The following is a 22,005-nucleotide window of genomic DNA, read 5'->3' on the forward strand; positions in this document are numbered from 1 at the left end:
CGCCCCGCCACCGGCGCCCCCCCCGAGCGCAGCCGCCGCTCCGCCGACCGTGGCCGTGTCGGGTGCGCCCACACGGCTCGACATGGAAACACCCGCAGCCAGCAGCGCCGACAAAACAGGCGACACGGAGGCTGGAGCCGTGACGGCCCCCCCTGAGAATCCACCTCCCGAAGCGGAGAACGCGGCCCTGACGCCCAAGGCCACGGGCATCAGCGCCCTGAACGTGGCGCGTGGCACCACGAAGCAGGTGCGTCCCGTGGCCGTGGCCCCCTCGAACAAGCGGGCGGCTGGGGCTCGCGATTCGGCGGCGGCGCCATCCGACGCCACCTCCGCGAAGGAGGCCGAAGTCCTGCGCCGCTACGAAGCGGGAGATTTGGCGGCGGCCCGGGACCTGGCCCAGGCGGAGAAGCTCACCGCGCTGCACGGGCAGCTCATCCGTTTCGAGACCGCCGAGGCGCAGGCGAAGAAGGCCCTGGCACAGCGAGACTTCACGGAGGCCATTGCCCAGCTGACGCTCGCCATTTCCGTGGACGACGCCCTGGCACATGGCTGGAGCAAACACGGACCGCCCCTGCGCAAGCAGTTGTCGCGGCTCCATGTCCAGGTCGGAACGGAGCATGCCATCGCGGGCCGGGTGAGCGAGGCGCGCGCCGCCTTCGAGCAGGCCCTGAAGCACGACACTGGCAACCGCGAGGCCCGCGAGCAACTCGGCCGGCTCACCGGCGCTTCAGCCCCCTGACCAGCAGCATCGCGTTGAGCACCACGAAGGTGACCAGCGCCAGGCACACGAGCAGCAGGCCCCTGTCCGCGCCGGGCCGCTCGCCTTCGATGAGCAGCCACAACCGACCGCCCCGCGGTTGGAGCTCGCCCATCCGCTCCATCAGGGCCAGCGCATCGCGATAGCGAGGGGCATCCTCTTGCGCCAGCAGCCGCCCTCGCACGGCGAAGGGGCGCTGGTCCGGCTGCGGCGGTGGACGGCCATCCGTCCACTGCTCCCCCGGGAGCGCTGGCCGGCGCACCACGAAGGGCGAGTCCCGCAGCCCCACGAGGACATACAGCGCGCCGTCCGCGCGCTCATAGGCGCCCCGGACCGTGGGCACGCCATGCACCTGGGCGTACCGGTTGGAAACGAGCGCCTCGAAGCGGTACGCCCCCTCCGCCCCCAACGTCAGCGGCACGCTGGTGGACAGGAAATACGACAAGTCCTTCCACTGCATGCCGAGCAGCACCAGTCCCACGGCGATGGCCACGACCGCGGCCATGGGCCGTACACCCACGCGGCGGCGCGCCAACCGGAACTCGAGCTCCGCGATGCGGCGCGCTCGCGCCTCTTCCGAGGGGGACTGCGGCAGCTGCTCACTCATGGGCGGACATGATGTGGCGTGGAAAGACGAAACCCCGAGCTCCCTGACTGGGAACCCGGGGCGACGAGTCTTGGACGGCAGCTGGACGGCTCAGGCCAGATTGAAGATCTTCTTCAGGTCCGACTCGATTTCTTCCTCGGAGCAGTCCTTGGCCAGCGACAGCTCCTTGATGAGCAGCGAACGCGCGGTATCCAGCATCTTCCGCTCGCCGAAGGAGAGGTCCTTATCGCCCTTCAGGAGGTAGAGGTCGCGGAGCACTTCGGCGATTTCGAACACCGAGCCCGTCTTGATCTTCTCCATGTACTCCCGGTAACGACGGTTCCACGTCGTGGAGTCAACGGAGATGTCCTTCTCCTTGAGGATGGAGTAGACCTGCTTGACGTCCTCCTCGCTGATGATCTCCCGGAGACCGACCGACCCGACCTTGTTGATCGGGATCATGATCCGCATTCCGTTCTCCAGGATGCGCAGCACGTAGAAGGACTGGCGCTGCCCGGCCACCTCGGTGTGTTCGATACCCATCACTTCACCGACGCCCTGGCCCGGGTAGACCGCCTTGTCACCAGTCTTGAAGCTGGTCTGCACTCACTGCCTCCTTGAAAGACTCGTTCCCGGCCTTTCAGCCGGGCACTACTACCACAAACCACATCCACGGGCAACGATAACGCCTTGACCACCCAGGACGCTCCCGACTACGTTGTCGGTTTCTACACGCGGTGTCGGCAGATGTGTGCACCGGCGTGACGGGCGGCGGGTGGGGGTCGGAAGGTGGAACGTCATGCTTGGCGCGACCTGGGCGCGCGTCCTCTCTTCTTTCCCGCCCTGAGCCTGTCACTCGGAGCCCTCTGCGCCCCGGTAACAAGCGCGTACGCCGAGCCATTTCTCGTTTGTGGGCTTTTACTGGGAGCGCTCGGGCTGACGCTTGCCCGGCTGCCTGGTGCGCATCTCGCCGTGCTGGCGTCGCTCTGGGCGGCGGGCGCGGGGCTGGCGCGCTGGGAGTCCCAAGTGGATGTGCCGGCGGAGTTGACCCAAGGCAACACCGTCGTCATCGAGGGAGAAACGGAGCGGGTGGACCGCTTCGACGGGACAACGCGTGTCCGCTTGGCCGTCGCGCGGGCGGGCGTCTCTCCCGGACCGCTCGCGCCCGTCCGGTTCCGGATGAACCTGTCGCTGCGCGGCGAGCCACCGCCGCTCCTACCCGGGCAACGTGTCCGGGCAGAGACGAAGCTGCAGCCAGACGCGCCCCCATCAAACCCGGGCGAGAAGGATTTCGGAGCAGCGCGACGACGACAGGGCGTGGCCTTCACCGGTGGCATGGACGCGCGGCGCCTGATGGTGCTCTCCCCTGCCCCGGCGTGGCGGGTGTCATTGGAGGACACGCGCACGCGGCTGGCGGCGGCGGTCCATTCGGTGTCGCCATCGGCGGATGCGGCGGCGCTCTTCCTCACCCTGGCGGCGGGGCAACGCGCGGCGCTGGATGACTCGTGGGAAGAGGCCTTCTCTCGCGCAGGACTGGCCCACGTGTTGAGTGTCAGCGGGCTTCACGTGGCGGCGTTGGCGCTGATGACGCTCGCGGTGCTGCGGCGGCTGGTGGTGCGCACCGGCGAGCGGTGGCGGATGCTGGATGCTCGGCAGGTGGCGGCCCCCGCGGCGGTGCCCTTCGTCTGGGCCTACGTCGTGTTCACCGACAACCAGCCGCCCGCGGTGCGCTCCGCGGTGATGGCCACGGTGGTGCTGCTGGGGCTGGCGCTGTGGCGGCGCGCGGACGGGCTCAACGGACTGGCCGCCGCGGCCGTGGTGCTGGTGGCCTGGGCACCCTCCAGCGTGGCCGACCTGTCGCTGCGGCTGTCATTCCTCGCCGTACTGGGGCTGGTGCTGCTGTCGCCGCCGCTGAGGCAAGCGCTGCCCCTGGCCGAGCCCGACCCGTCCGAGCCCCACCGCGTCCGGCGCTGGTGGGGACAGGCACGGGAGACGGTGGCGCAGACGCTGTGCGCGAGCGCGGCCGCGACGCTGTCAGGACTCCCCATCGTCGCGGCGACCTTCGGACGGGTGAGCCTCGCGGGGCTCATCTCGAACGTGGTCGCCCTGCCCTTGTGCGGGCTGCTCACCGGCCTGGCCGCGGGTGGCGCCGCGCTCTTCGTCGTCGCCCCCGCGCTGGCGACGCCGGTGCTGTGGGCCGGCGCCTGGGCGTCCGAGCTGCTGCTGGTCATCACCCGGCTCTTCGCGGCGGCGCCGCTGGCCTCGGTCGAGGTGCCGTCACTGGGCTTCCTGTCGGCGCTCTACGCGGCGGGGCTGCTGACATGGGCGCTCGGCACGGGGCGCTGGCGGCTGGGCGGATTGTTGGCTCCCGCGGCCGTCGTCGCCGCCATCCTGTCGCCGGTGCTCACGCCGCAGCCCGGGCTGCGCGTCACCTTTCTCTACGTGGGTCAGGGCGACGGCGTGGTCGTCAGCTCCGGTGGTGAGCACATGCTCGTGGATGGCGGCGGCGTTCCAGGCGGCATGGACACCGCGGAACGCTTCATCCTCCCCTACCTGAAACACGCGGGCATCTCCCGGCTGGACCTCGCCGTGCTGTCACATCCGCATCCGGACCATGCGCTCGGGCTGGCCTCCGCGTTGAAGCAGATTCCCACCCAGCGACTGTGGATGCCCGCGGGCGACGGAGACGGTCCGCTCTCACGGCAGGTGGTGGCCGCGGCGGGGACGGCGCTCGTGGAGGAAGTCGAGGTGGGCCATCCCCCCCTGCGCCTGGGCGAGGCGACCATCGAAGTGCTCGGACCTCCGGCGTTGGAGGCACGCGACCTGCTGGAAGGCGCGAACGACCGAAGCGTGGTGCTCCTGGTGCGCCACGGCGACGTCACCGTGCTGCTCACGGGCGACGTGGAGGCGGATGGCGAGGAGGCCCTGGCGGAACACCTGGGCCCGGTGACGGTGATGAAGGCCCCTCACCACGGCTCACGGACGTCCTCCACGGAAGCCCTGCTGGCGCGAACACGCCCACGGCACGTCGTCTTCTGCGTGGGCCGGCGCAACCGGTACGGCTTTCCCCACGACGACGTGGAGGCGCGATACCGGGCGCTGAGAAGCGAGTGCTGGAGAACGGACCAGCATGGCGCCATCACCGTGGAAAGCGACGGCCAGGACGTCCGCCTGCTCACCTTCCTGCCCCACGAGCCCTCTCCCCGGGTCATGCCGGTTGCGCGGGCTGGGGGCGCATCACCAGATTGGGGCCGATGATTCCAGAGGATATCGACCTCCAGCAGCTCACCGCCGACCTGAAGAACGCGCTCGGTCCGGGAGAACCCATCGGGTACCTCCGTGGCAAGTCCGTGATGCGCAACCTGCTCGTGGACCTGCGCGGCTTCTCGCAGTTGGAGGCGGAGGAGCTCATCGACACGCTGGAGACTCGCGGCTTCCTCCGCTTCCTGGGGGACCCCACCGAGCGGTCCGTCGCGGACGCTCACTGGGACATCAGCCCCCACGCGTGAGCGCGGGCGCCCCTATTCGAACACGAGCCAACCGAAGCGCGGCAGCGCATGAAAGTCGCCGACGAAGAGGGGCGAGAAGGACTGCCCCTCCACCGTGCGGCGGTCATGGTGCTCCAGCCGGTAGAGGTTGAAGCGCCAGCGGTCACCGGGCTGGGGCGGGATGTGCGGGACTTCGGCCAGCCTGTCGAAGGGAATCTGCATCTCCACCGACCAGCCCTCGTCGCGGTCCGAGGCATCATCCAACGTGCCCCGCACCTTCACGGCGGACGTCATCCCTGAATCCCAGGAGCGGTCCATGCCCTGCCGACGGGCGGGGAAGTACGCGTCGAAGATGACGTTGTGCGGTGACACCTGAAGTTCGTTGTACGTGCGGCCATCCGCGTTCGCGTCGAGGAAGATCTCCACCACTTCCTCTTCGTAGATGGGGTCATCGCGCTTGCGCAGCGTGCCCCACACGTCCGGGTCATCCAGGTCGAAGGCCACGTAGAGGAACTTGCCGTCATGGACGAGCCGCGCCTCGGTGCGCTGGCGCGCTGCGCTCCCGTCGAAGCTCCGGCGCAGCACCACCGGTTTGGACTGCTTCCACGCCGCGTCGTCGAGCACGCCGTCGATGGTGGGCGGCTGGCTCACGCGCGGGACGGAGTACTCGGGCAGCTCCTGCGCGGCACCGCCCAACTGAGGCCCCAGCATCCGCTGCGAGCCGTCATGCGCCTGGGCGTCGTCCACAGGCAGCCGGGAGTTTCCCCGCCAGAAGCCGAGCATCACGCGCGCGGGCGTGCCCGGCATGGGCACCGAGTGGACGTCCTCGATGACCTTGCCCACCGGCCATGACGCCAGCGGCGCGGCGCCCCCCTGCACCTCATGGTCCGCGTTCGTGAGCATGCCGCCACTGGCCGGGTCCACGACGTGGACGAAGAAGGCGAAGCCCTGCGGCGGCGGACGAACCGCTTGGAAGTAATGGGCCAACCTCACCTGCGTGCCAGGCGCGGCCTTCTCCGGTGACACCTTGGAGCCCAGGTACACCACCGCGCCACCGGCGAACGTCGCGCCGCTGCGGAACGTGAGGTCCGCGGGCGCCGCGTCCAGGGTGCGGAGCTGCGTGGGCGCGGGAATGCGGGGTGTCTGCTGACGCGGCCCGGCCTGCTCATCACGACAGGCGGTGGCAAGACAGGTGACGGCCAGCAGCGGAGCGATGACGGAGGACGGGAGACGCATCGAGGCCGCGCATCCTAGCGGGCTTCGCGTCCAATGGGTTCACCACGAGGTGGGCGGGCAGGCGACCATCGTACCCCTCTCACCCTGGGGTCTCGGCAATTGTCATGCCGAGCGGCGGCTCCCATCTTCTCGCCTCAACCAGCGGTTCAGGCCCAAGGGAGGCGCGAATGAAAACTCTACTCAAGGTGGGCGCGGTGGTGGGTGTGCTGGGAGCAGGGAGCGCCATGGCACAGGAGCGGCTGGAGTCCTCCGCGGACATGCGCGGACTGACGTTCCTGGTGGGCGGCGGTGTCGAGGGCTACACGAGCGCACTGGGCTCCGACATCAACCCGGGCCTTGGCTACGGCGTGACGGTGGCCATCAAGCCCACGAAGGTGCTGGGCATCGAGCTGGGCTACTCGGGCGCCCTCAACGAGTTCGACCCGCGCGTGGTGACGGGCGCCCGGAGCGGCCCGGACCTGGTACGAAACGGCGCGCACGTGGTGGCCACGCTGGGCCTGGGTGCCGCGCCCGTGCAGCCCTACATCCTGGGCGGCGTGGGCATCAGCCGGTACAACGTGCGGGCACCCACGGTCGCCTTCGCGGATGACACGGCGGGCAACATCCCGTTGGGCGGCGGCCTGCGCGTCCACATGGGCAACTTCACCGCTGATGCCCGGCTCCAGTACAGCTTCCTCCTGGACCAGCAGTTCGCGGCGAACGCCCCGCCCGGCGACGTCACGATTGGCGACCGAAGCTTCAGCAGCGGCGGCAGCTACGCGGGCACCGTCAACGTCGGCGCGACCTGGTAGCGACGCGGCCACCTGTGCCTGGGCATGGAGCAAGCCCGGACACCGGGCCTCCGCCGAACGCTCCCCTTCGCAGAATGCCGGCTTCTGCGAGGAGTGAGCGCGACGCACGCCCGCAGTCAGAGGGAGTGGCGTCGGGAGACGCCCCCGCATTAGGACGGAGGCATGCGCCCTTTCCTCACGGCGGAGTGGCGGTATCTCGTCATGCTCAACTACGAGGTGGACCCGGAGGTACTGCGCCCCCTCGTCCCTCGTGACACGGAGCTGGACACCTGGCAGGGCCGGACCTTCGCCAGCATGGTGGGCTTCCGGTTCCTAGACACGCGCGTGCGGGGACTGCCCGTGCCGTTCCACCGCAACTTCGACGAGGTGAACCTGCGCTTCTACGTGCGCCATCTCGGCCCTGAAGGCTGGCGGCGAGGCGTGGTGTTCGTGAAGGAAATCGTCCCGCGACAGGCCATCGCCACCGTGGCGCGCGTGCTCTACAACGAGCCGTATGTCGCGCTGCCCATGCGGCACGTCGTGGAGATGGAAGGCGCGCACACCGGCGCCCCTGGCCGCGTCGAATATGCGTGGAAGGCGGGGGGAAAGTGGCAGCACCTGGCGGCGACGACGCTCGGTCCGCCGCAGGCCAGCGAGCCTGGCTCGGAGGCGGAGTTCATCACCGAGCACTACTGGGGCTACACCGCGCAACGGGACGGCGGCTGCGCGGAGTACCGCGTGGAGCATCCCCGCTGGTCCGTGTGGCAGGTGGACACCACCGCGCTCGATATCGACGTGGAAGGCATGTACGGCGCGAGGTTCGTCCCCTTCCTGCGCGGCAAGCCCAGCTCCGCCTTCGTCGCGGACGGATCGGCCGTGGCCGTGTATCCCGGCACGCGAACGGGCTCCGGTACCGGCCAGTCGCCAGCCTCCGAGAAGCCGCGCGCCGCCTGAGCCAGGTCCGCGCTTCCTCCGCGGGTGTCTCGCGCTTCGGACGGCCCCATCGCCGCCGGGACGCACATGGACGGCAAGTCCGCGGAACCCTGGCCTCCTGGGACGGCCAGCCCGTTGCTTCCGGGCTGTCTCATGCGCTTCGAATTCGAACACCTGGGCTCCACCACCCCCTTCGAGCTCTCCGATGGCATCCACCTCCTGGGAGGCGGTCCGGATGACCACATCCGACTGGAGGGCCTGCCGCCGAGCCTTCTCAGCCTGCGCATCGAGGCACAGCGGCTCATGGTCGAGGCCGCGCGCACCTTCTCCGTCAATGGCGTGCTGGTCCCCCCGGGCGTCCCGAGACTGGTGATTCCCGGAGAGGCGCTCGGCCTGCCCGACGACATGGGACTGCGCGTGCTTCAGGAGGCCGTCAGTGAGCGCGGGCTGGGCACCGTGGCGCTCCTCAAGGGACTGCTGACGGGAACGGATGAACCGGCCCCATCGCGCGCGGCCACCCTCACCTGCCTCACGGGACTGGATGTCGGGCGCGTCCATGCGCTCGCCGAGGCGCAGACGGACATCGGCCGGGGCAGCGACGTCGCGATGCGGCTGAGAGACCGGGCCGTGTCCAGGACGCATGCGCGCGTCCTCCACGGCGAAGGAGGATTCTCCCTGGAGGACCTGGGCAGCCCCAACGGCGTCTTCCTCAACGGCCAGCGCGTCGAATCCCGGGTTCCGCTGGCGGATGGCGACGTCATTGAAATGGGCCGCTCACTGCTCCGCTTCCAGGCCGCCGTGGAAGAGCCCCCGCCCCCCGCCTCGCCTGCTGGCGAGCAGGAATCGCCCTCTGACACGGCCTGCCCTGATTCCACCGAAGTCACGGCGGAGCCCACGCCCGAGGCCCCTCCCAGCGTGCCCAAGCCTCGCGGCGAATGGTGGCTGATTGGACTGGGCGCGGTGGCGGCCTCCGTGGGCGTGGCCGTCACGTGGCTGCTCGCCACGGGAAGCTGACGCGAGGCTCAGCCTGGAATGGGCCCCAGCCCCGCACGCTCCACGAGGAGCCGCGCGAGCTGCCGATGGTGCCTGAAGAAGCTGGTGAAGTGGACGAGGCCCGCCTTGCCCCGGATGGCGTAGACCGTCACGGGCCCGGGCAGGACATCGAGCTTGCGGATGTCCGCGAAGGTGAAACGCCGCGTCCGCACCATGCCTCGGTAGGTCAACCCCCGGGCATCGACGACGATGTGCGTGCGCCCGTAGTACATGAGCGACACCGCGAAGAAGAGGACGAAAAATCCCGCTGAGAGGAAGGTCTTGAGCGGGACCTCATCGAAGAATCGGAGGAGGTACACCAGCACGGCAACCCAGAGGAGACCCGCGGCGGCCATGGCCGCTGCGAGGACCCGTCGGGGTCTGAAGACCTGCCGTCCGTTCGGTTCCGCGTCGCGCCCGGTCATCCATGGAAGCTAATGCTTGGGGCTGACACGGTCCACCGCCCCTCAGGCTTCCTGCCTGCCGGTCAACGCAGGCGCGCCGCCTTCTGTCGGGATTCCTCCTGAAGCTGGGGGCGGACGTCCGCGGAGGAGGAGGCGGCATAGCGCTCGTAGAGGTCGCGTGCCTCCAGCGTGCGGCCCATGGCGCGGAGAGATTCGGCCAGTCCGTAAAGCGGAGACGCCGAGCCGGGCTCCAGCTCCAAGGCGTACTGATAGTCCGCCGCGGCTTCCGCGTAGCGACGCAGGCCGATGTTGGCGCTGCCTCGCGCGACGAAGGCCACGGTCAGCATGGGCTCGAGTTGGATGGCCTGGGTGAGGCTGCTCAGCGCGCCACTGAAGTCCTTGCTGGCGATGCGCTGCACGCCCTGCTCATACGCCCGGCGCGCCAGCGCGCGCGTCGTGTCGGCCACGGGCCCGGAGCCCGGTGCCTGTCCCGCGGCCTGGGGAGAAGCGCCCGCCTGCGCCATCTTCGCCCGCGCGCGGTCGATGTTCTCCTTCGCGCTCTGCTGGATGGCCGCGTCCTTCGTGAGCGCGGTGGCCCGCTCCCACTGCGCCACCGCCTGCCCGTAGTAGCCCAGCACCGCCAAGGCGTTGCCCAGCTTGAACAAGGCCTCCACATGGCCCGCATCCGCGTGGGATGCATCCAGGAAGGCGAAGGCCGCCTCGCGGTAGCGGCGCTCCTTCATCAAGGCGTCGCCGTCACGGATGCGCGACGCCGCCAGCGCCGGATTGGACGTCACGGATTCCGCAACGGGCGCCGCCGAGGGCGTCGCAACGGCCGGCGCGGTGGCCACCGCGAGCGGCTCGGCGCCCATGGCATTCAGGTGCTCGGTCGCCTTGCGGACCCAGACCTGCTCCCCCTTGCGCTGCTCACGGGCGATGTACGCCTGGTACGCGGGGATCGCCTTGTCCTTCTGGCCGAGCTGCCGGTAACTCTCCCCCAGGCCGTAGAAGCCGTCCGCGTCGCCGGGCTCGAGCTCGGTGTAGCGCTCGTAGGCCTGTGCCGCCGTGGCCGCATCCCCCGTCTTCCGCGCGGCATAGCCCAGGTTGAACCAGGCCATCTTGAAGCCGGGGTCGGCCTTCGCGGCGTCACGGAAGAGCGTGAGCGCCTCCTGCACCTGCCCCTTGCGGAAGAGCACACTGCCCAGGCCATTGAGGGCGGAGGGATAGCCGGGCGTGTCGGCCAGGGCCTCGCGGTAGGCGGTGGCCGCGTCATCCCAGCGACCACGCGCCAGCGCCGACTCCCCGCGCAGGAATGCGGCCCGGGCCGCGGCGGATGGCTCCGCGGCCCCCAGCAGCATTGCCGCGGACAGCGCGATGACGAACCTGCGCAAGACGACCATGACGGCTCCCGGGGTATCGAACCGGAAGCCGTAGCAGAAAAACCAGGGCCGCGTCAGCACGCCCGCGAGCGACGCCAGCCCTTCGCCTCCGCTCAGCTCCGGAACGGGTTCTGGAGCAGCACCGTCTCTCCGCGGTCGGCGCCCACGGAGACGCATACCACGGGGACGCCGCTGACCTCCTCCACCCGGCGCACGTAGCGCTTGGCGTTCTCCGGCAGCTCGTCGAAGGTCCGCACGCCGGCGATCTGCTCGTCCCAGCCCTGGAGCGTCTCGTAGATGGGCTTGACGCGCGCGAGGTCCTCGTAGTCGCCGGGCAGCTCCGTCACCTTCTGGCCGTCCAGTTCGTACGCGGTGCAGATCTGCAGCGTCTTGAGGCCGCTGAGCACGTCCAGCTTGGTGAGGGCCATGCCCCACAGCCCGTTGACGCGCGAGGCGTAGCGCAGCACCACGCCGTCCAGCCACCCGCAGCGACGGGGCCGGCCGGTGGTGGTGCCGAACTCGTCACCCATCTTGCGCAGCTGGTCGCCGATGGCGTCGTGCAACTCCGTGGGGAACGGACCGCCGCCCACGCGCGTGGTGTAAGCCTTGCTGATGCCCATCACCTTGTCGATGGCCGTGGGCCCCAGGCCCGAGCCCACCGCCGCGTTGCCCGCCACGCAGTTGGAGGACGTCACGAAGGGATAGGTGCCATGGTCCACGTCCAGCAGCGTGCCCTGCGCGCCCTCGAAGAGGATGCGGGCGCCGCGGCGCACCTGGCCGGACAGGTAGAGCGAGGCGTCGTGGACGAAGGGCTTGAGGCGCTCGCCCAGGCCGGTGAACTCCGCCAACACCTGCGGCACCTCGAGCTGCGGCACCGTGTCGCCCGTCTTCGCGCACAGGTCCTTCAGCTCCTCCAACGCCGCCGGCAACCGGGCCTCGATGCGCGTGCGCAGCCGGTCCGCGTTGAGCAGGTCCCGCACGCGGATGCCGCGACGGGCCACCTTGTCCTCGTACGCGGGGCCAATGCCCCGGCCCGTGGTGCCAATGGCGCTGCCGCCGCGCGCCTTCTCGCGGAAGCTGTCCAGCAGCTTGTGCCACGGGAAGATGACGTGGGCATTGTCGGAGATGAGGAGCTGCGCGTCGTCCTTGAGGAAGCCGCGCACCTTCAGCGCGTCAATCTCCCCGACGAGGACGGCAGGATCCACCACCACTCCGTTGCCAATCACACACGTCTTCCCAGGGTGGAGGATACCCGAGGGAATCAGGTGGAGGACGGTCTTCTGCCCACCCACCACCAGCGTGTGGCCCGCGTTGTTGCCGCCCTGGAAGCGGACGACGACCTGGGCATGCTCGGTGAGCAGGTCAACGACCTTGCCCTTCCCCTCATCTCCCCACTGCGCTCCAATGACGACGACGTTCGGCATGGTGCTCGCCGCTTAGCACGCGCGGGGGGCCGGGTGACAGTGTTCCGCGAAGCCACAATGCAGGGCCTGGCAGGCTGCCTTCTCCCTCCCATCCCATTCACCCCTCGCTTCACCGCGTGCCACTGCCCGTGCTGCCCCCGCGAGCCGCCCGGCGGCCTCCTCCAGGCCCCTCGTCCCGGACAGCCACTCGGGCTCTGGCTGGGACTCTTTCAGGAAGACGACTCCCACCCGCACCGGCACCCCTTCTCGCACCATCCGCCGGGCCACCAGCCCCAGCGCCGCCAGTTCGTAGGTGTACGCGGCCGCTCCCAACGGATGACGCCCGCCGTGTTTGAAGGCCACCACCACGGCCTCCCCGTGGGGTGACTCCCACAGCAGGTCCACCGCCCCCTCGACACCCACCTCGCCCTCCAGGGCAAGCATGAACGGAAGGCTTCGGTGAATTGTCTGTGACGGCGCCCTCGCCAGTTGACGCGCGAACGATGACGTCAGGAAGCGCTCCACGGTGCACAGCACCTCGCCCATGCCCGCTTCGTCCGGCAACGCGCCCGCGTCACGCAGCAACGTTTCCAGGTGAGCATTGCGCTCCGAAGTGTCCACATCCGGCGCCGCGAGTCGGAGGTCGACGCCGCGAAGCAGCCGCTGCACCAGGTCCTCCGGACGCTCGACAGGGAGCCAACCGTCGGGCTCCACTAGGGGCGGCGCGCCACGGGGTGGCACTTCCCAGGGCCACGGCGCACCGCGAAGCCCCAACCGGTGCACGTAGTGGAAGCGGCGTGGACAGGCGATGAAGTCCTGCAACGCCTCCGCGGAAGCCACGGCCGCAGCCGGTGATTCGGCGTGCGCGACACGCGGCCCCCGCACCCGCAGCAGCGCGGCTTCGACACGCGCCTCGGCGAGCAACAAGGCCTCTGGACCGGGCGGCTCCGGGTCCGCTGGCGGCGGGAGCGAATCGACGTCCAGGTCATCGACCAGGCCCCGCAGCTCCGCGTCCACGTCCAGGCGCCCGTCGATGAGGTGCCACCAGGAGTCCTTGCCACCGCTTCGCTCCGCGCCGCCCGCCAGCACCAGCATGTCCTTGGCGCGCGTGAGCGCGACGTAGAGCAAGCGGCGGTACTCGGCGACCTCGCGTGCCTTCAGCTCCGCGCGCACCGCGTTGAAGCGGCTGGAGGTGTAGTCATCATCCAGTGAGTCCGGCACCCACGGCTGCAGGGAGATGCCGTGCGTGCGCTCGAAGTGGACACGCCCCGAGGTGCCACGCCGCCGGCTGCCCATCGAGGGCACCACCACCACCGGCCACTCCAGCCCCTTCGCGCTGTGGATGGTGAGGAGCTGCACCGCGCGAGGGTCGCTCGCGTCCAGCAGGTCCGCCTGGGCCTCCGTGGGGTTGTTCTCCGCCAGCATCCGCAGCTCGCGCGCGAAGGCCACGCAGCCTCCCGTGCCGCGCTCGTCCCGGCGCGACGCCAGCGCCAGCAGCTTCTCCACGTTGGCGCTGGCCTGCTCCGCGTAGGGCGAGCCCGCGAGCGCCTCGCGGTAGCCCGTCACGTCCAGCGCGGACACCAGCAACTCACGCACGCCCAGCCGGTCGCGCTCGCGTCGCAAGCCGGGAAGCGCGGCGAGGAAACACTCCAGGCGCTGACGCTCTCGCTCGGACAGCGACGCCAACACCTCCGGGTCCGTCAACCGGGGCGACGCCAAGGACAGCGGTGCGTCCCCGGCCAGCAGGAACAGCGACGAATCCTTCAGCCCCACCAGGGGCGAGCGCAGCACCGCCGCGAAGGCCAGCGCGTCCTCTGCATCCGCCAGCAGCGCGAGCAGCGAGGCCAGGTCCAGCACCTCCTGCGCGCCGTAGAAGCCACGACCGCGTAGCACGCGGTGCGGGACACCGTGGCGGATGAGCGCCTGCCGGTACACCTCCAGGTGCGTGAAGGTCCGGAAGAGCATGGCCACATCGCCGCCCCGCGCGGGACGCAGCCCTTCGCCGTCCTCACGCGCCACGGAAGGAGGCGCCCCCGGCGCCAGCATGCACCGCAGCCGGCGGGCAATCGCATCCGCGTCCAGCCAGCGCAGGTCCGCCGACGTGTCCGCTTCTTCCAGTTGCAGCCGCTCCACCACCGGCGTGTCCGTCAGTGACGGCCTCACCGCGGAGAGGTCATCCTTCTCCGGGACGTAGATGACCTCGAAGGGCCGAGGCGCCCCGGAGTCGGCGGCGACGAGCACCCCCGCGAAGGTGCGGTTGAAGAACGACAACAGCCCGGGCACGGAGCGGCGGTTCTGTTGGAGGAAGCCCTGCGTGCCCCCCTCCTCCACCAGCTTCTTCGCCAGCACGGAGAAGACGGACACGTCCGCGCCACGGAACTCGTAGATGGACTGCTTGCGGTCACCCACCGCGCACAGGAAGGCGGGCTCCAGCGGCAGCGCCGTCACCAGGTCCACGTCCGGCGCCAGCTCGCGCGGACCGTCCTCACGCCGCTCCGCCAGCAGCAGCACCAGCTCCAACTGGAGACGGTTGGTGTCCTGGAACTCGTCCACCAGCAGCGCGCCGATGCGCTCCTGCACCTGTCGGCGGAACTCCGGGTGCGCCCGGAGCAGGTCGCGTGACTTCACCAGCAGGGACGTGAAGTCCAGCACGTTGCGGCGGGACAGCTCCGTGTCGTGACGCGTCTCCACGCGCGTCAGCAGCTCGCGGAACGTCACCTCGAAGGGCGCGGTGCGCCAGGCGGCCCAGGCATCATCCAGCCGGGGCACGGAGCCATCGCTCTTGCCGAAGATGCGCCAGTAGAGCGCTCGAATGGGCCCCGCGGCCCCCTTGCTGAGCCGCGAGAAGTTGCGGCCGTCCACCTTGAAGCACGCGCGCAGCCAGGGGTAACGCTCGCCCTGTCCGAAGTTCTCCGGCGTCATGCCGTTGAGCGCGCGCTCCAGCCCACCCAGCAACCGGCTCCACTCACCCTTCGCGTCCAGGCCCCGCGCCTCGGCGCACAGCTCCAGACACTGCGTGATGGACGACTCCAGCTCCGCGCGCGCTTCGGCGGCGTCACTCACGGCGGCCTTCTCCGCGCGCAGTCCCTCCTCGCGCAGCTTGCCGTAGACGGCCATCAACGCGGCCACGAGCCCGTCGGAGAAGCCCGAGCCGGAGAAGCCCAGCTCCTGGCACAGCTCCCGGACCTGCGCGTCACCGACCTCCAGCGCGTCCAGCACCACGCGCTCGCAGACGTCCTGTACCAGCCCCGCCGCCTCCAGCGAGTCCAGCACCTCGAAGTTCGGGTCGATGCCCACCGCGGGCGGCGCGCGGCGCAGCAACTGGCCGCACAGCGAATGGAAGGTGCCTACCGTGGCCGCTCCCAGCTCCTCACGCAGTTGCCGCCAGGCATCTGGAAGGGGGAAGGGCTTGTCCAGGCGCGCCAGCGACGCTCTCAGCGCCTCTTCCTGGTCCAGGCGCGTCTCCCCCTGGGCCAGCGCGTCCAGACGCTGGCGGACGCGAGAGCGCATCTCCGCGGCGGCCTTGTCCGTGAACGTGAGCATGCACAGCCGCGACGGGCGCACCGGCCCGCCTGCCTCGCGTGCCCCGGCCAGCAGGTGCAACGTCATGGTGACCAGGCTGTAAGTCTTGCCCGCGCCGGCGCCCGCCATCAGGGCGAGGTTGCGCTCCAGCGCGAAGAGGGACGGCTCGCTGATCATCCACCGTCCTCCGTGACGCGCCTGTCCGTAATCCGGCACACCGCGCGATAGCCACACGTCCCGCAGTCCTGGGGCCGCGCGGCGAACTGCCCCTGCCGCAGCGTGCCCACCAGCGCCTCCACGGCGTTGGGCAGGTTGAGGCCCTCCTTCTCCGCCACCTTCGCGCGAACCTCGGGGTCCTTCGACAGCAGCTCATCCAGTTCCGCGTCGGAGATGACCTCGGACAGGCGGATGGCCATGCCCGTGCGCAGGGAGAACCACGCGGCCTGCCGCGCGTCCTTGTGGCCACTCTCGCGCGCCGCGTAGAGGTACAGCGGGAGCTGGAAGTCGGACGTCAGCAGCCGCTCCTTCAGCGAGCGCTTGTCCAGCCGGCCCGACTTGTAGTCGATGACGCCCACCTCGCCGCCCGACTTGTCGAGCCGGTCGATGGTGCCCTCGAAGTACACGGGCTCCTCGCCCGCGTGCAGCACGACGTTGCTCCACTTGTCATCACGGGCGGCCGGGCCGAAGCGGAACTCGAAGTTCTCCGGCGTCATCGCGTCGAAGGGCAAGCCGCGCCGCTCGTCCACGAGGATGCGGCGAGCCATCGCGCGTGCTCGCTCGTGCGCCAGCTTCCACAGCTCGGGGTGTCCCACGTGGTGCACGCGCTCGAAGTCCTTGATGGCGGCCTTGAGCGCGGCGTCCAGCACCTCGTCCGGGACCTCCTCCGGCGCCTTGCCCAACAGTTGCTTCTCCTTCAAGGCCGCGAAGACCTCCTCCACCACCTTGTGCCAGAAGGTGCCACGGCCCCGGGCGTCGAACTCCTCGCCCGGCACGTCCGGCTCGGCCACCTTCAGGCCATACGAGAGGAAGCCCTGGAAGCCGCAGTTGCCGAAGCGCGCCAACGCCGACGCAGAGAGCGGCCGGGTGATGTCGAAACGGAAGGTCTCACGCAAGGACTCACGCAGGGTGTTGACGTCCACCGAGCCGGAGTACGGCCCCGGCTGCGCATTCGCGTTGCCGAAGAAGAACAGGCGCTCCAGCTCCACTTCCGACAGCTCGCGCGCCCCCGCGTACCAGGCCTCGGACGCGAAGCGGCGCCGAAGCACCGAGGCCGCGGCGTCGGGCTCGGTGACGCGCAGCTTGGGCTGGGACAAGGCCTCCAGGGCCACGCAGCGGCGCAGCTCGGACTCGGTGAGCACTTCGTCCAGCGGCGGAATGGGTGACAGCGAGCGCGGCTCCCACTTCAACGCGGTGAGCCGGCGCACCTCTTCCAGGAACGCCGATGGCACCTGCTCCTGACCTCCGGCGGACTCCACCGCGAAGGACAGGCTGACGCTCGCCTCGGCGGCGGCAAGTGCGCTGGCGAACAGCAGCCGGTCCTCGGTGAGGCGCCACGCCGCGCGCTCGTCGAATTCGCCGCCCGTGAGCCGGAAGACGTCGCGGCCCAGGTGCTTGTTGAGCGCCGCGCGCTCCGCGTCCGCCAGCAGCGGAGAGGGTGCGTCACGACCGGGGAAGCGGCCTTCCGTCAGTCCCGCGAGGAAGAGGTGCTGGAAGGAGCGGCCCGGCAGCTCGGCCACGTCGAGCACCTCGACGGCGGCGCCACGGGGCCCACGCGGAGGCAGGTGCGCGTCCGCCATCGCGTCACGCAGCCAGCGGCCGAACGTGCGGCGGCGCATCTTCGGTCCGCCGCCCACCGCCTTCATCATCCGCGTCAGGCCCAGCACCCGCAGGCGCAGCGCTTCACGCGCGGCATCATCCCGTGCCCGAGCATCCGCCGCGCGCGCGCCCAGATTCCCCTCCTCGCGAGGCGCCAACGCGCCTTCTGAATCCACGAGGCCCAGCCGCTCCACCACCTGCCACCACGCCGCCAGCAACTCCACGGCGGTGCCTTCTTCGGGGATGCGGCGGCACGCCTCCACCAACAGCAGGCAACGCTCTCGCAGCAGCTTCACGGCGTGGACGCGGCTGCTGTCCTGCGCCTTGCGCGTACCGCTGAGCGCGAGCATCCGCCGGGCCAGCCCGTCCAGCCGCACGTCGTAGGCGCCCCGGTTCCGCAGCGCGCCCAACCGGTCATCGCGCACGGCGGCCTGGGCGAAGAGCGTCGCGGGCGCGTCCGGACCACCGCGCGACAAGGTGGGCGCATAGCGGCTGCCCATCAGGTCCGCCATGCGCTCCACCGGGAAGCCATCCTCCACCAGCAGCGGCAGGTCCAGCGCCAGACGCACGGGACCGGCGAGCCCCAGCGGTTCACCCCAGGGCAGGCGCACCGGCACGCCCAGCTCCCCCAGCGACTCCGCGAGCCAGCCCGCCTCGGGCCCCAGCTCCCGGTACGCCACCGCGATGTCGCCGGGCGCCACGCCTTCGGCCAGCAAGCGCCGCACGTCCCGAGCCACCAGACGCGCCTCGTCACGGGCCGTGGCCGCGTTCCACACACGCAGGGACGGCACCGCGTCCTTCAACACGTCGCGCGGCGCCCGAGGCGAGAAGAGGTGGCGCCCCAGGTCGATGAAAGGCCGGCCTTCGAAGGTGACGTCCGCCTTGAAGAGGTCCACGTGCGTCATGGAATCGCCGCGGTTCTCGAAGGCGCGAAACAGCGCCGTCAGCGCCGCGTCCGCCGCGGGCGAGCCACCCACCGGCGTCTCCACGCGCAACGTCACCCGACGGGACTCACACGCCGCCGCCAACGCCAGCAACAACTCCAGCCCCGAGGGCCGCACGTCATATACGCCGTGCAGCACGAGCGTGCTCAGCCCCTCCCACCCCACGGGCCACGCGCCTCGGCCCAGCGCCTCGCGTGCACCGCGCAGCACGTCCTCGCGGTCCGCGAGACAGAGCTCCGCCATCCGCTGCTCGTACAGGTGGTACAGGCGCGCAATCACGCGGATCCGGTTCCTGCGCTCCTGCGGCAGGACCTCCACCGCGTCTTGGAGCTCCCGAGCGGACAGGCGCCCGGCCTTCAGGTCCAGCACCACGTCCAGCGCGGCGCGCGCGAAGGCGGGCTCTCGCACATAGTCGCCGAAAGGCGTGGGCCCCAGCTCCAATCCCAGGGAGGCCACCACCGCTCGCGCCGCCACCGCCGGGCATGGACGCCGGTTGAGCTCACGCGCGCCGCCCAGCGCCTGCAGCATCTCCTCCCAGGTCAGCAGGTGCGCGCCCACGCTCAGGCCGCTGGCGTCGCCCATGGCCCGCAACGCGGCCTGGCGCCGGCCGGCGTCGGGGAACACGTGGAGGGTGTGGCCAGAGCGGAAGGGCATGCGGGGCGGATTCTAGAACGACCGGGCGGGTGACTTTCATGCTCCATTCAAGGCCCGCCGCCCAGGTCATTTCCGTGCCTGCCCGGCCGCTGTCCGCGTATTCCCGGCCAGTCCATCGATATCCACGCCGGGCCTCCCGGATTTACAGCGAGTCGCGGGGGGCTCATGAGCGCACATTCAGTGACAGCTCCAACTCGAGCTGTGTGAGCGGAGTCGCCCCCAATCCCGCCCCTTGGAAGAAGCGCGCCAGGGGGCCTTCCGGCACGACGGCGCTCACGGCCAGCGCCTTCCCGGGCCACCGCGCGGCCAGGGCCCCCAGGAGCCTGCGGCCAGCGCCCTGCCCCCGGGCCGACGGCTCCACCCCCACGGACCGGACGACCAGCGTGGGCGCCGCCACATCCGCCACCACCGCCACCGCGGGGCCCAGCCGGAACGCACGCGCGGGCAACGCCAACCCCATGACTGTCGCGGGAGCCAGCTGCCAGGGCAATCCCTCCGGCAGCAGCCGCGCGCACTCCCACGGCTCCACTTCCTCCAGCGCGGAGGTCTCCGCCAAGGGCGCTGGCGTCCCCACGAAGCCCACCAGCCGGCGCACGCGCTGGAAGCCCAGCCGCTCGTAGAGCGTCACCGCGGGTGCGTTCTGTTCGATGACCTCCAGAAGCATCCGGGTGTCGCCACGCGCTCGCGCGTCCTCCAGCAGCGGGCGCAGCATGGCACCTCCCAGTTTGCGATTCCGCCAGGCGGGCACCACGCCCATGCCCGCCACGCGGCTCTCCCCGCCCCGGCGGGCCATCAAGACGAGCCCCACGGGCTCCCCGTCCACGCGCGCGACGCGGCTTTCCTCCAGCGAGATGTGCTCACTGCGCACGCGTGCATCGAACAGACCGGGGGCGTCCGGCACGGTGACGAAATACCCCTCGAAGGCGCGGGCAAACAGCGTGGAGAGGGCGCGCAGCGGCAGTTCCGACGCGGATGTCAATTGCATGAGGGGGCAAGCCTCCAATGACATGCGGGGCCGAGTCTACGCACGAAGTCATGGGACTTCGCTGGAACCCGACGGGATTGCGCCCCTATGCTGCCGGCCGTGCGCCTTCCTTATCGAGCGTTTGCCATTGCCGTCCTGCTGACCGTCGTCCCCATCACCCCCGCCGCCGCGCAAGGCGGCTCGGACGAGCCGCGGCTCCATGAGCTCCGCTTCGACTGGACCCGGGATGGCGTGAGCACCGGAGTGGCGGGCGTGCTGTGGATTTCCAGTGAGGCGTTCTTCAAGGACGACCTGGCCCCGGCGCAGTGCCGCTGGTGCGACCGCGCGCCGGATGGGACGGACCGCCTCAACCGGCTGGACCGCTGGGGACGCGGCATCGTCGGGTCGACGCCGGCCGCCCGCAAACGGGCCCACAACTGGAGCAACATCATCGGCTTCGGCGCGCTGCCGGCGGGAGTGCTCGGCATCCAGTACGCCATGGGCCATGGCTCGGGCGCTCCGACTCGCTACTTCGCCCAGGACGCCACCATCATCGTCCAGAGCGCGGTGTTCGCCTCCCTGGCGAACCAGACGGTGAAGTTCATCGCCGGCCGCGAACGCCCCTTCGTCCACATCCTCCCCGAGGACCAGAAGAGCCTCACCGACCACCCCAGCGACAACAACCTGTCCTTCTACAGCGGCCACACCAACCTCGCCTTCTCGCTGGTGGTGTCCGCGGGCACCGTCGCCGCGCTGCGCGGTTACAAGCACCAGGCGTGGCTCTGGGCGGTGGGCCTTCCCGTGGCCACCTCCGTGGGCCTGCTGCGCATGGGCGCCGACAAGCACTACCTCACGGACGTGGCCACCGGCGCATTGCTCGGCTCAGCGTTCGGCGTCGCCGTGCCCCTGCTGCTTCATGGCCGGAAGGGCGAGGCCACGCCGAACGTCCAGTCAGGGCAGATCCAGATGGCGCCCGTGGCCAGCGCGCGGATGATGGGCATCTCCGGCACCTTCTAGTTCCGCGCCGGCATCGCCTCTCCGACGCCGAACTCCGCGGGGGCGCCCTCTCCCTCCGCGGCCAGCGGGGGCAGCGAGTTCATGTCCCAGCGCTGGCCGGCGGTCCATGAGATGGCGCCCGACAGGCCCCAGCCCGCGCGCAGGGCCTGCCGGCCCTCGTACTCCAACCAGAAGATGGACTCCTGGGCCCTGGCCGCCTGGTCCAGGCAGGCGATGCGGGTGGCCGGACGTCCCGGGCCCTCCAGCGTCACCGCGAAGCCCTTGTGCGAGTGGCCGCACAGCATCCACTTCGGCAACACCGTGTCCACGAGCCGCCGCGTCACGGGATTGCCAATCCAATACGAGGGTAACGGCCTCGGCGGTGACGGGTTCTCCTCCCGCGCGCGCTGGACGATGCCTCGCGGCCATTCGTGGACCAGCATCAGGTCCACGTCGCGGAGCTCCGCCACCTGTTCGACCTCCGGCGTGCGGAAGTAGCCGGCCTGCTTCACCATGTCCGGCGTGGAGGGTGGCTTCAATGGCTGGTCGACGAAGCGCGGCGCGTGGATGCCCGACAGGTACGCCACCCGCAATCCGCACAGCTCGCGCACCCCGGCTCGGCCCAGGTACGTCACGTTCGGCGCCAGCGTCCCGCCCAACTGCAGGTCGTGCAGCGCCTCGAAGTCCTCGTTGTTGCCCCCGATGAAGTACAGGGGCCGCTTCACTTGCCGGAGGCCATCCGCGTATTCCGCGAACTCGGCGGGCATGGCTCGCTTGGCGGCCTTGCGCCGATGGTCATCCGCGCGGCGGAAGGCTTCGACGTCGCCCACCGCCAGCACCAGGTCCACCCGGCGGCCACGAGCCTGCTCCAGCGCGTCCAGCCACGTCTCCACACGGTGGAAGCGGCCATGGATGTCGCCCACGGCCGCGACAAGTAGGGGTTCCGGCATCTTGCTTGAAAGGCTGCACGCGCCGCACCGCCCTGTCGAGTCGAGACCATCTCATGTCGCCAATGCCTGACAGAACGCAACCTCTCCGGGCGGCCAAACCCCGGGGCGCGGCGGATGACGCACCCCGTCCAGCTCATTGCCATTGAAGTCCGAAAGCGGCCAGACAGCGGCC

The 22,005-nt window shown here is 70.4% G+C and carries 17 protein-coding genes; 7 read left to right on the forward strand and 10 right to left on the reverse strand.

Translation table 11 applies throughout. The annotated features are described in order from the left end of the window. Positions 1–139 precede the first annotated feature (139 nt). A complete protein-coding gene (locus HNV26_RS21065; protein ID WP_253816859.1) occupies positions 140–739 on the forward strand; it encodes a hypothetical protein in 600 nt (199 codons plus the stop codon). Here HNV26_RS21065 and HNV26_RS21070 read toward each other — a convergent pair. Together HNV26_RS21070 and HNV26_RS21075 are read right to left on the reverse strand one after the other, a co-directional pair. Continuing rightward, positions 717–1,364: a hypothetical protein gene (locus tag HNV26_RS21070; protein WP_171440621.1), complete on the reverse strand. Its 648-nt coding sequence runs from the start codon at positions 1,362–1,364 to the stop codon at positions 717–719. The genes HNV26_RS21065 and HNV26_RS21070 overlap by 23 nt on opposite strands. Before the next feature lie 90 nt (positions 1,365–1,454). Then, on the reverse strand, positions 1,455–1,949 hold the full coding sequence (locus HNV26_RS21075; protein ID WP_013939202.1) for a CarD family transcriptional regulator: 495 nt from the start codon (positions 1,947–1,949) through the stop codon (positions 1,455–1,457). A gap of 183 nt (positions 1,950–2,132) precedes the next feature. Between HNV26_RS21075 and HNV26_RS21080 the strand changes: the two genes are divergently transcribed. Together HNV26_RS21080 and HNV26_RS21085 are read left to right on the forward strand one after the other, a co-directional pair. Next, the gene (locus HNV26_RS21080) at positions 2,133–4,601 is read left to right on the forward strand and encodes a DNA internalization-related competence protein ComEC/Rec2 (RefSeq protein WP_171440622.1); all 2,469 of its coding nucleotides are present in this window, start codon (positions 2,133–2,135) and stop codon (positions 4,599–4,601) included. Continuing rightward, positions 4,598–4,852, forward strand: coding sequence for a hypothetical protein (locus HNV26_RS21085; RefSeq protein WP_171440623.1), 255 nt, complete (start codon positions 4,598–4,600; stop codon positions 4,850–4,852). The genes HNV26_RS21080 and HNV26_RS21085 overlap by 4 nt, the downstream gene beginning before the upstream one ends. Positions 4,853–4,864: 12 nt before the next feature. Here HNV26_RS21085 and HNV26_RS21090 read toward each other — a convergent pair whose 3' ends face one another. Beyond that, positions 4,865–6,067 carry a carbohydrate-binding family 9-like protein gene (locus HNV26_RS21090; protein ID WP_171440624.1) on the reverse strand — a complete coding sequence of 401 codons (1,203 nt, stop codon included), beginning with the start codon at positions 6,065–6,067 and terminating at the stop codon, positions 4,865–4,867. 167 nt (positions 6,068–6,234) lie between these two features. Between HNV26_RS21090 and HNV26_RS21095 the strand changes: the two genes are divergently transcribed. From HNV26_RS21095 to HNV26_RS21105, 3 genes are all read left to right on the forward strand, one after another. Continuing rightward, entirely contained in the window at positions 6,235–6,858 is a 624-nt protein-coding gene (locus HNV26_RS21095) for a hypothetical protein (RefSeq protein ID WP_253816860.1), read from the forward strand. A gap of 162 nt (positions 6,859–7,020) precedes the next feature. Further along, a complete protein-coding gene (locus tag HNV26_RS21100) occupies positions 7,021–7,791 on the forward strand; it encodes a YqjF family protein (RefSeq protein ID WP_171440626.1) in 771 nt (256 codons plus the stop codon). 132 nt (positions 7,792–7,923) lie between these two features. Beyond that, complete coding sequence (locus HNV26_RS21105; protein ID WP_171440627.1) at positions 7,924–8,784, forward strand: FHA domain-containing protein; 861 nt, start codon at positions 7,924–7,926, stop codon at positions 8,782–8,784. Positions 8,785–8,792: 8 nt separating this feature from the next. On the opposite strand, the gene HNV26_RS21110 is transcribed toward HNV26_RS21105, so the two are convergent. The 6 genes from HNV26_RS21110 to HNV26_RS21135 form a co-directional block, all read right to left on the reverse strand. After that, positions 8,793–9,227 (reverse strand): PH domain-containing protein, encoded by a 435-nt coding sequence (locus HNV26_RS21110; RefSeq protein WP_171440628.1) that lies wholly within the window; start codon positions 9,225–9,227, stop codon positions 8,793–8,795. Positions 9,228–9,289: 62 nt separating this feature from the next. Further along, positions 9,290–10,606: a tetratricopeptide repeat protein gene (locus HNV26_RS21115; protein ID WP_171440629.1), complete on the reverse strand. Its 1,317-nt coding sequence runs from the start codon at positions 10,604–10,606 to the stop codon at positions 9,290–9,292. A 92-nt stretch (positions 10,607–10,698) separates the two neighbouring features. Then, positions 10,699–12,009 carry an adenylosuccinate synthase gene (locus HNV26_RS21120; RefSeq protein ID WP_171440630.1) on the reverse strand — a complete coding sequence of 437 codons (1,311 nt, stop codon included), beginning with the start codon at positions 12,007–12,009 and terminating at the stop codon, positions 10,699–10,701. Between the two features lie 12 nt (positions 12,010–12,021). Then, positions 12,022–15,687 carry a UvrD-helicase domain-containing protein gene (locus HNV26_RS21125; RefSeq protein WP_171440631.1) on the reverse strand — a complete coding sequence of 1,222 codons (3,666 nt, stop codon included), beginning with the start codon at positions 15,685–15,687 and terminating at the stop codon, positions 12,022–12,024. After that, complete coding sequence (locus HNV26_RS21130) at positions 15,684–18,923, reverse strand: PD-(D/E)XK nuclease family protein (protein ID WP_171440632.1); 3,240 nt, start codon at positions 18,921–18,923, stop codon at positions 15,684–15,686. Before HNV26_RS21130 ends, HNV26_RS21125 begins: the two co-directional genes overlap by 4 nt. A gap of 163 nt (positions 18,924–19,086) precedes the next feature. Further along, on the reverse strand, positions 19,087–19,908 hold the full coding sequence (locus HNV26_RS21135) for a GNAT family N-acetyltransferase (protein WP_171440633.1): 822 nt from the start codon (positions 19,906–19,908) through the stop codon (positions 19,087–19,089). Positions 19,909–19,995: 87 nt separating this feature from the next. On the opposite strand from HNV26_RS21135, the gene HNV26_RS21140 reads away from it, so the two are divergent. Next, positions 19,996–20,904 carry a phosphatase PAP2 family protein gene (locus tag HNV26_RS21140; protein WP_171440634.1) on the forward strand — a complete coding sequence of 303 codons (909 nt, stop codon included), beginning with the start codon at positions 19,996–19,998 and terminating at the stop codon, positions 20,902–20,904. Here the strand turns inward: HNV26_RS21140 and HNV26_RS21145 are convergent. After that, on the reverse strand, positions 20,901–21,833 hold the full coding sequence (locus tag HNV26_RS21145; protein WP_171440635.1) for a metallophosphoesterase: 933 nt from the start codon (positions 21,831–21,833) through the stop codon (positions 20,901–20,903). The genes HNV26_RS21140 and HNV26_RS21145 overlap by 4 nt on opposite strands. Positions 21,834–22,005 lie beyond the last annotated feature (172 nt).

Origin of the sequence: Myxococcus xanthus (assembly GCF_013116825.1) — a bacterium.
Lineage (GTDB): Bacteria > Myxococcota > Myxococcia > Myxococcales > Myxococcaceae > Myxococcus > Myxococcus xanthus_B.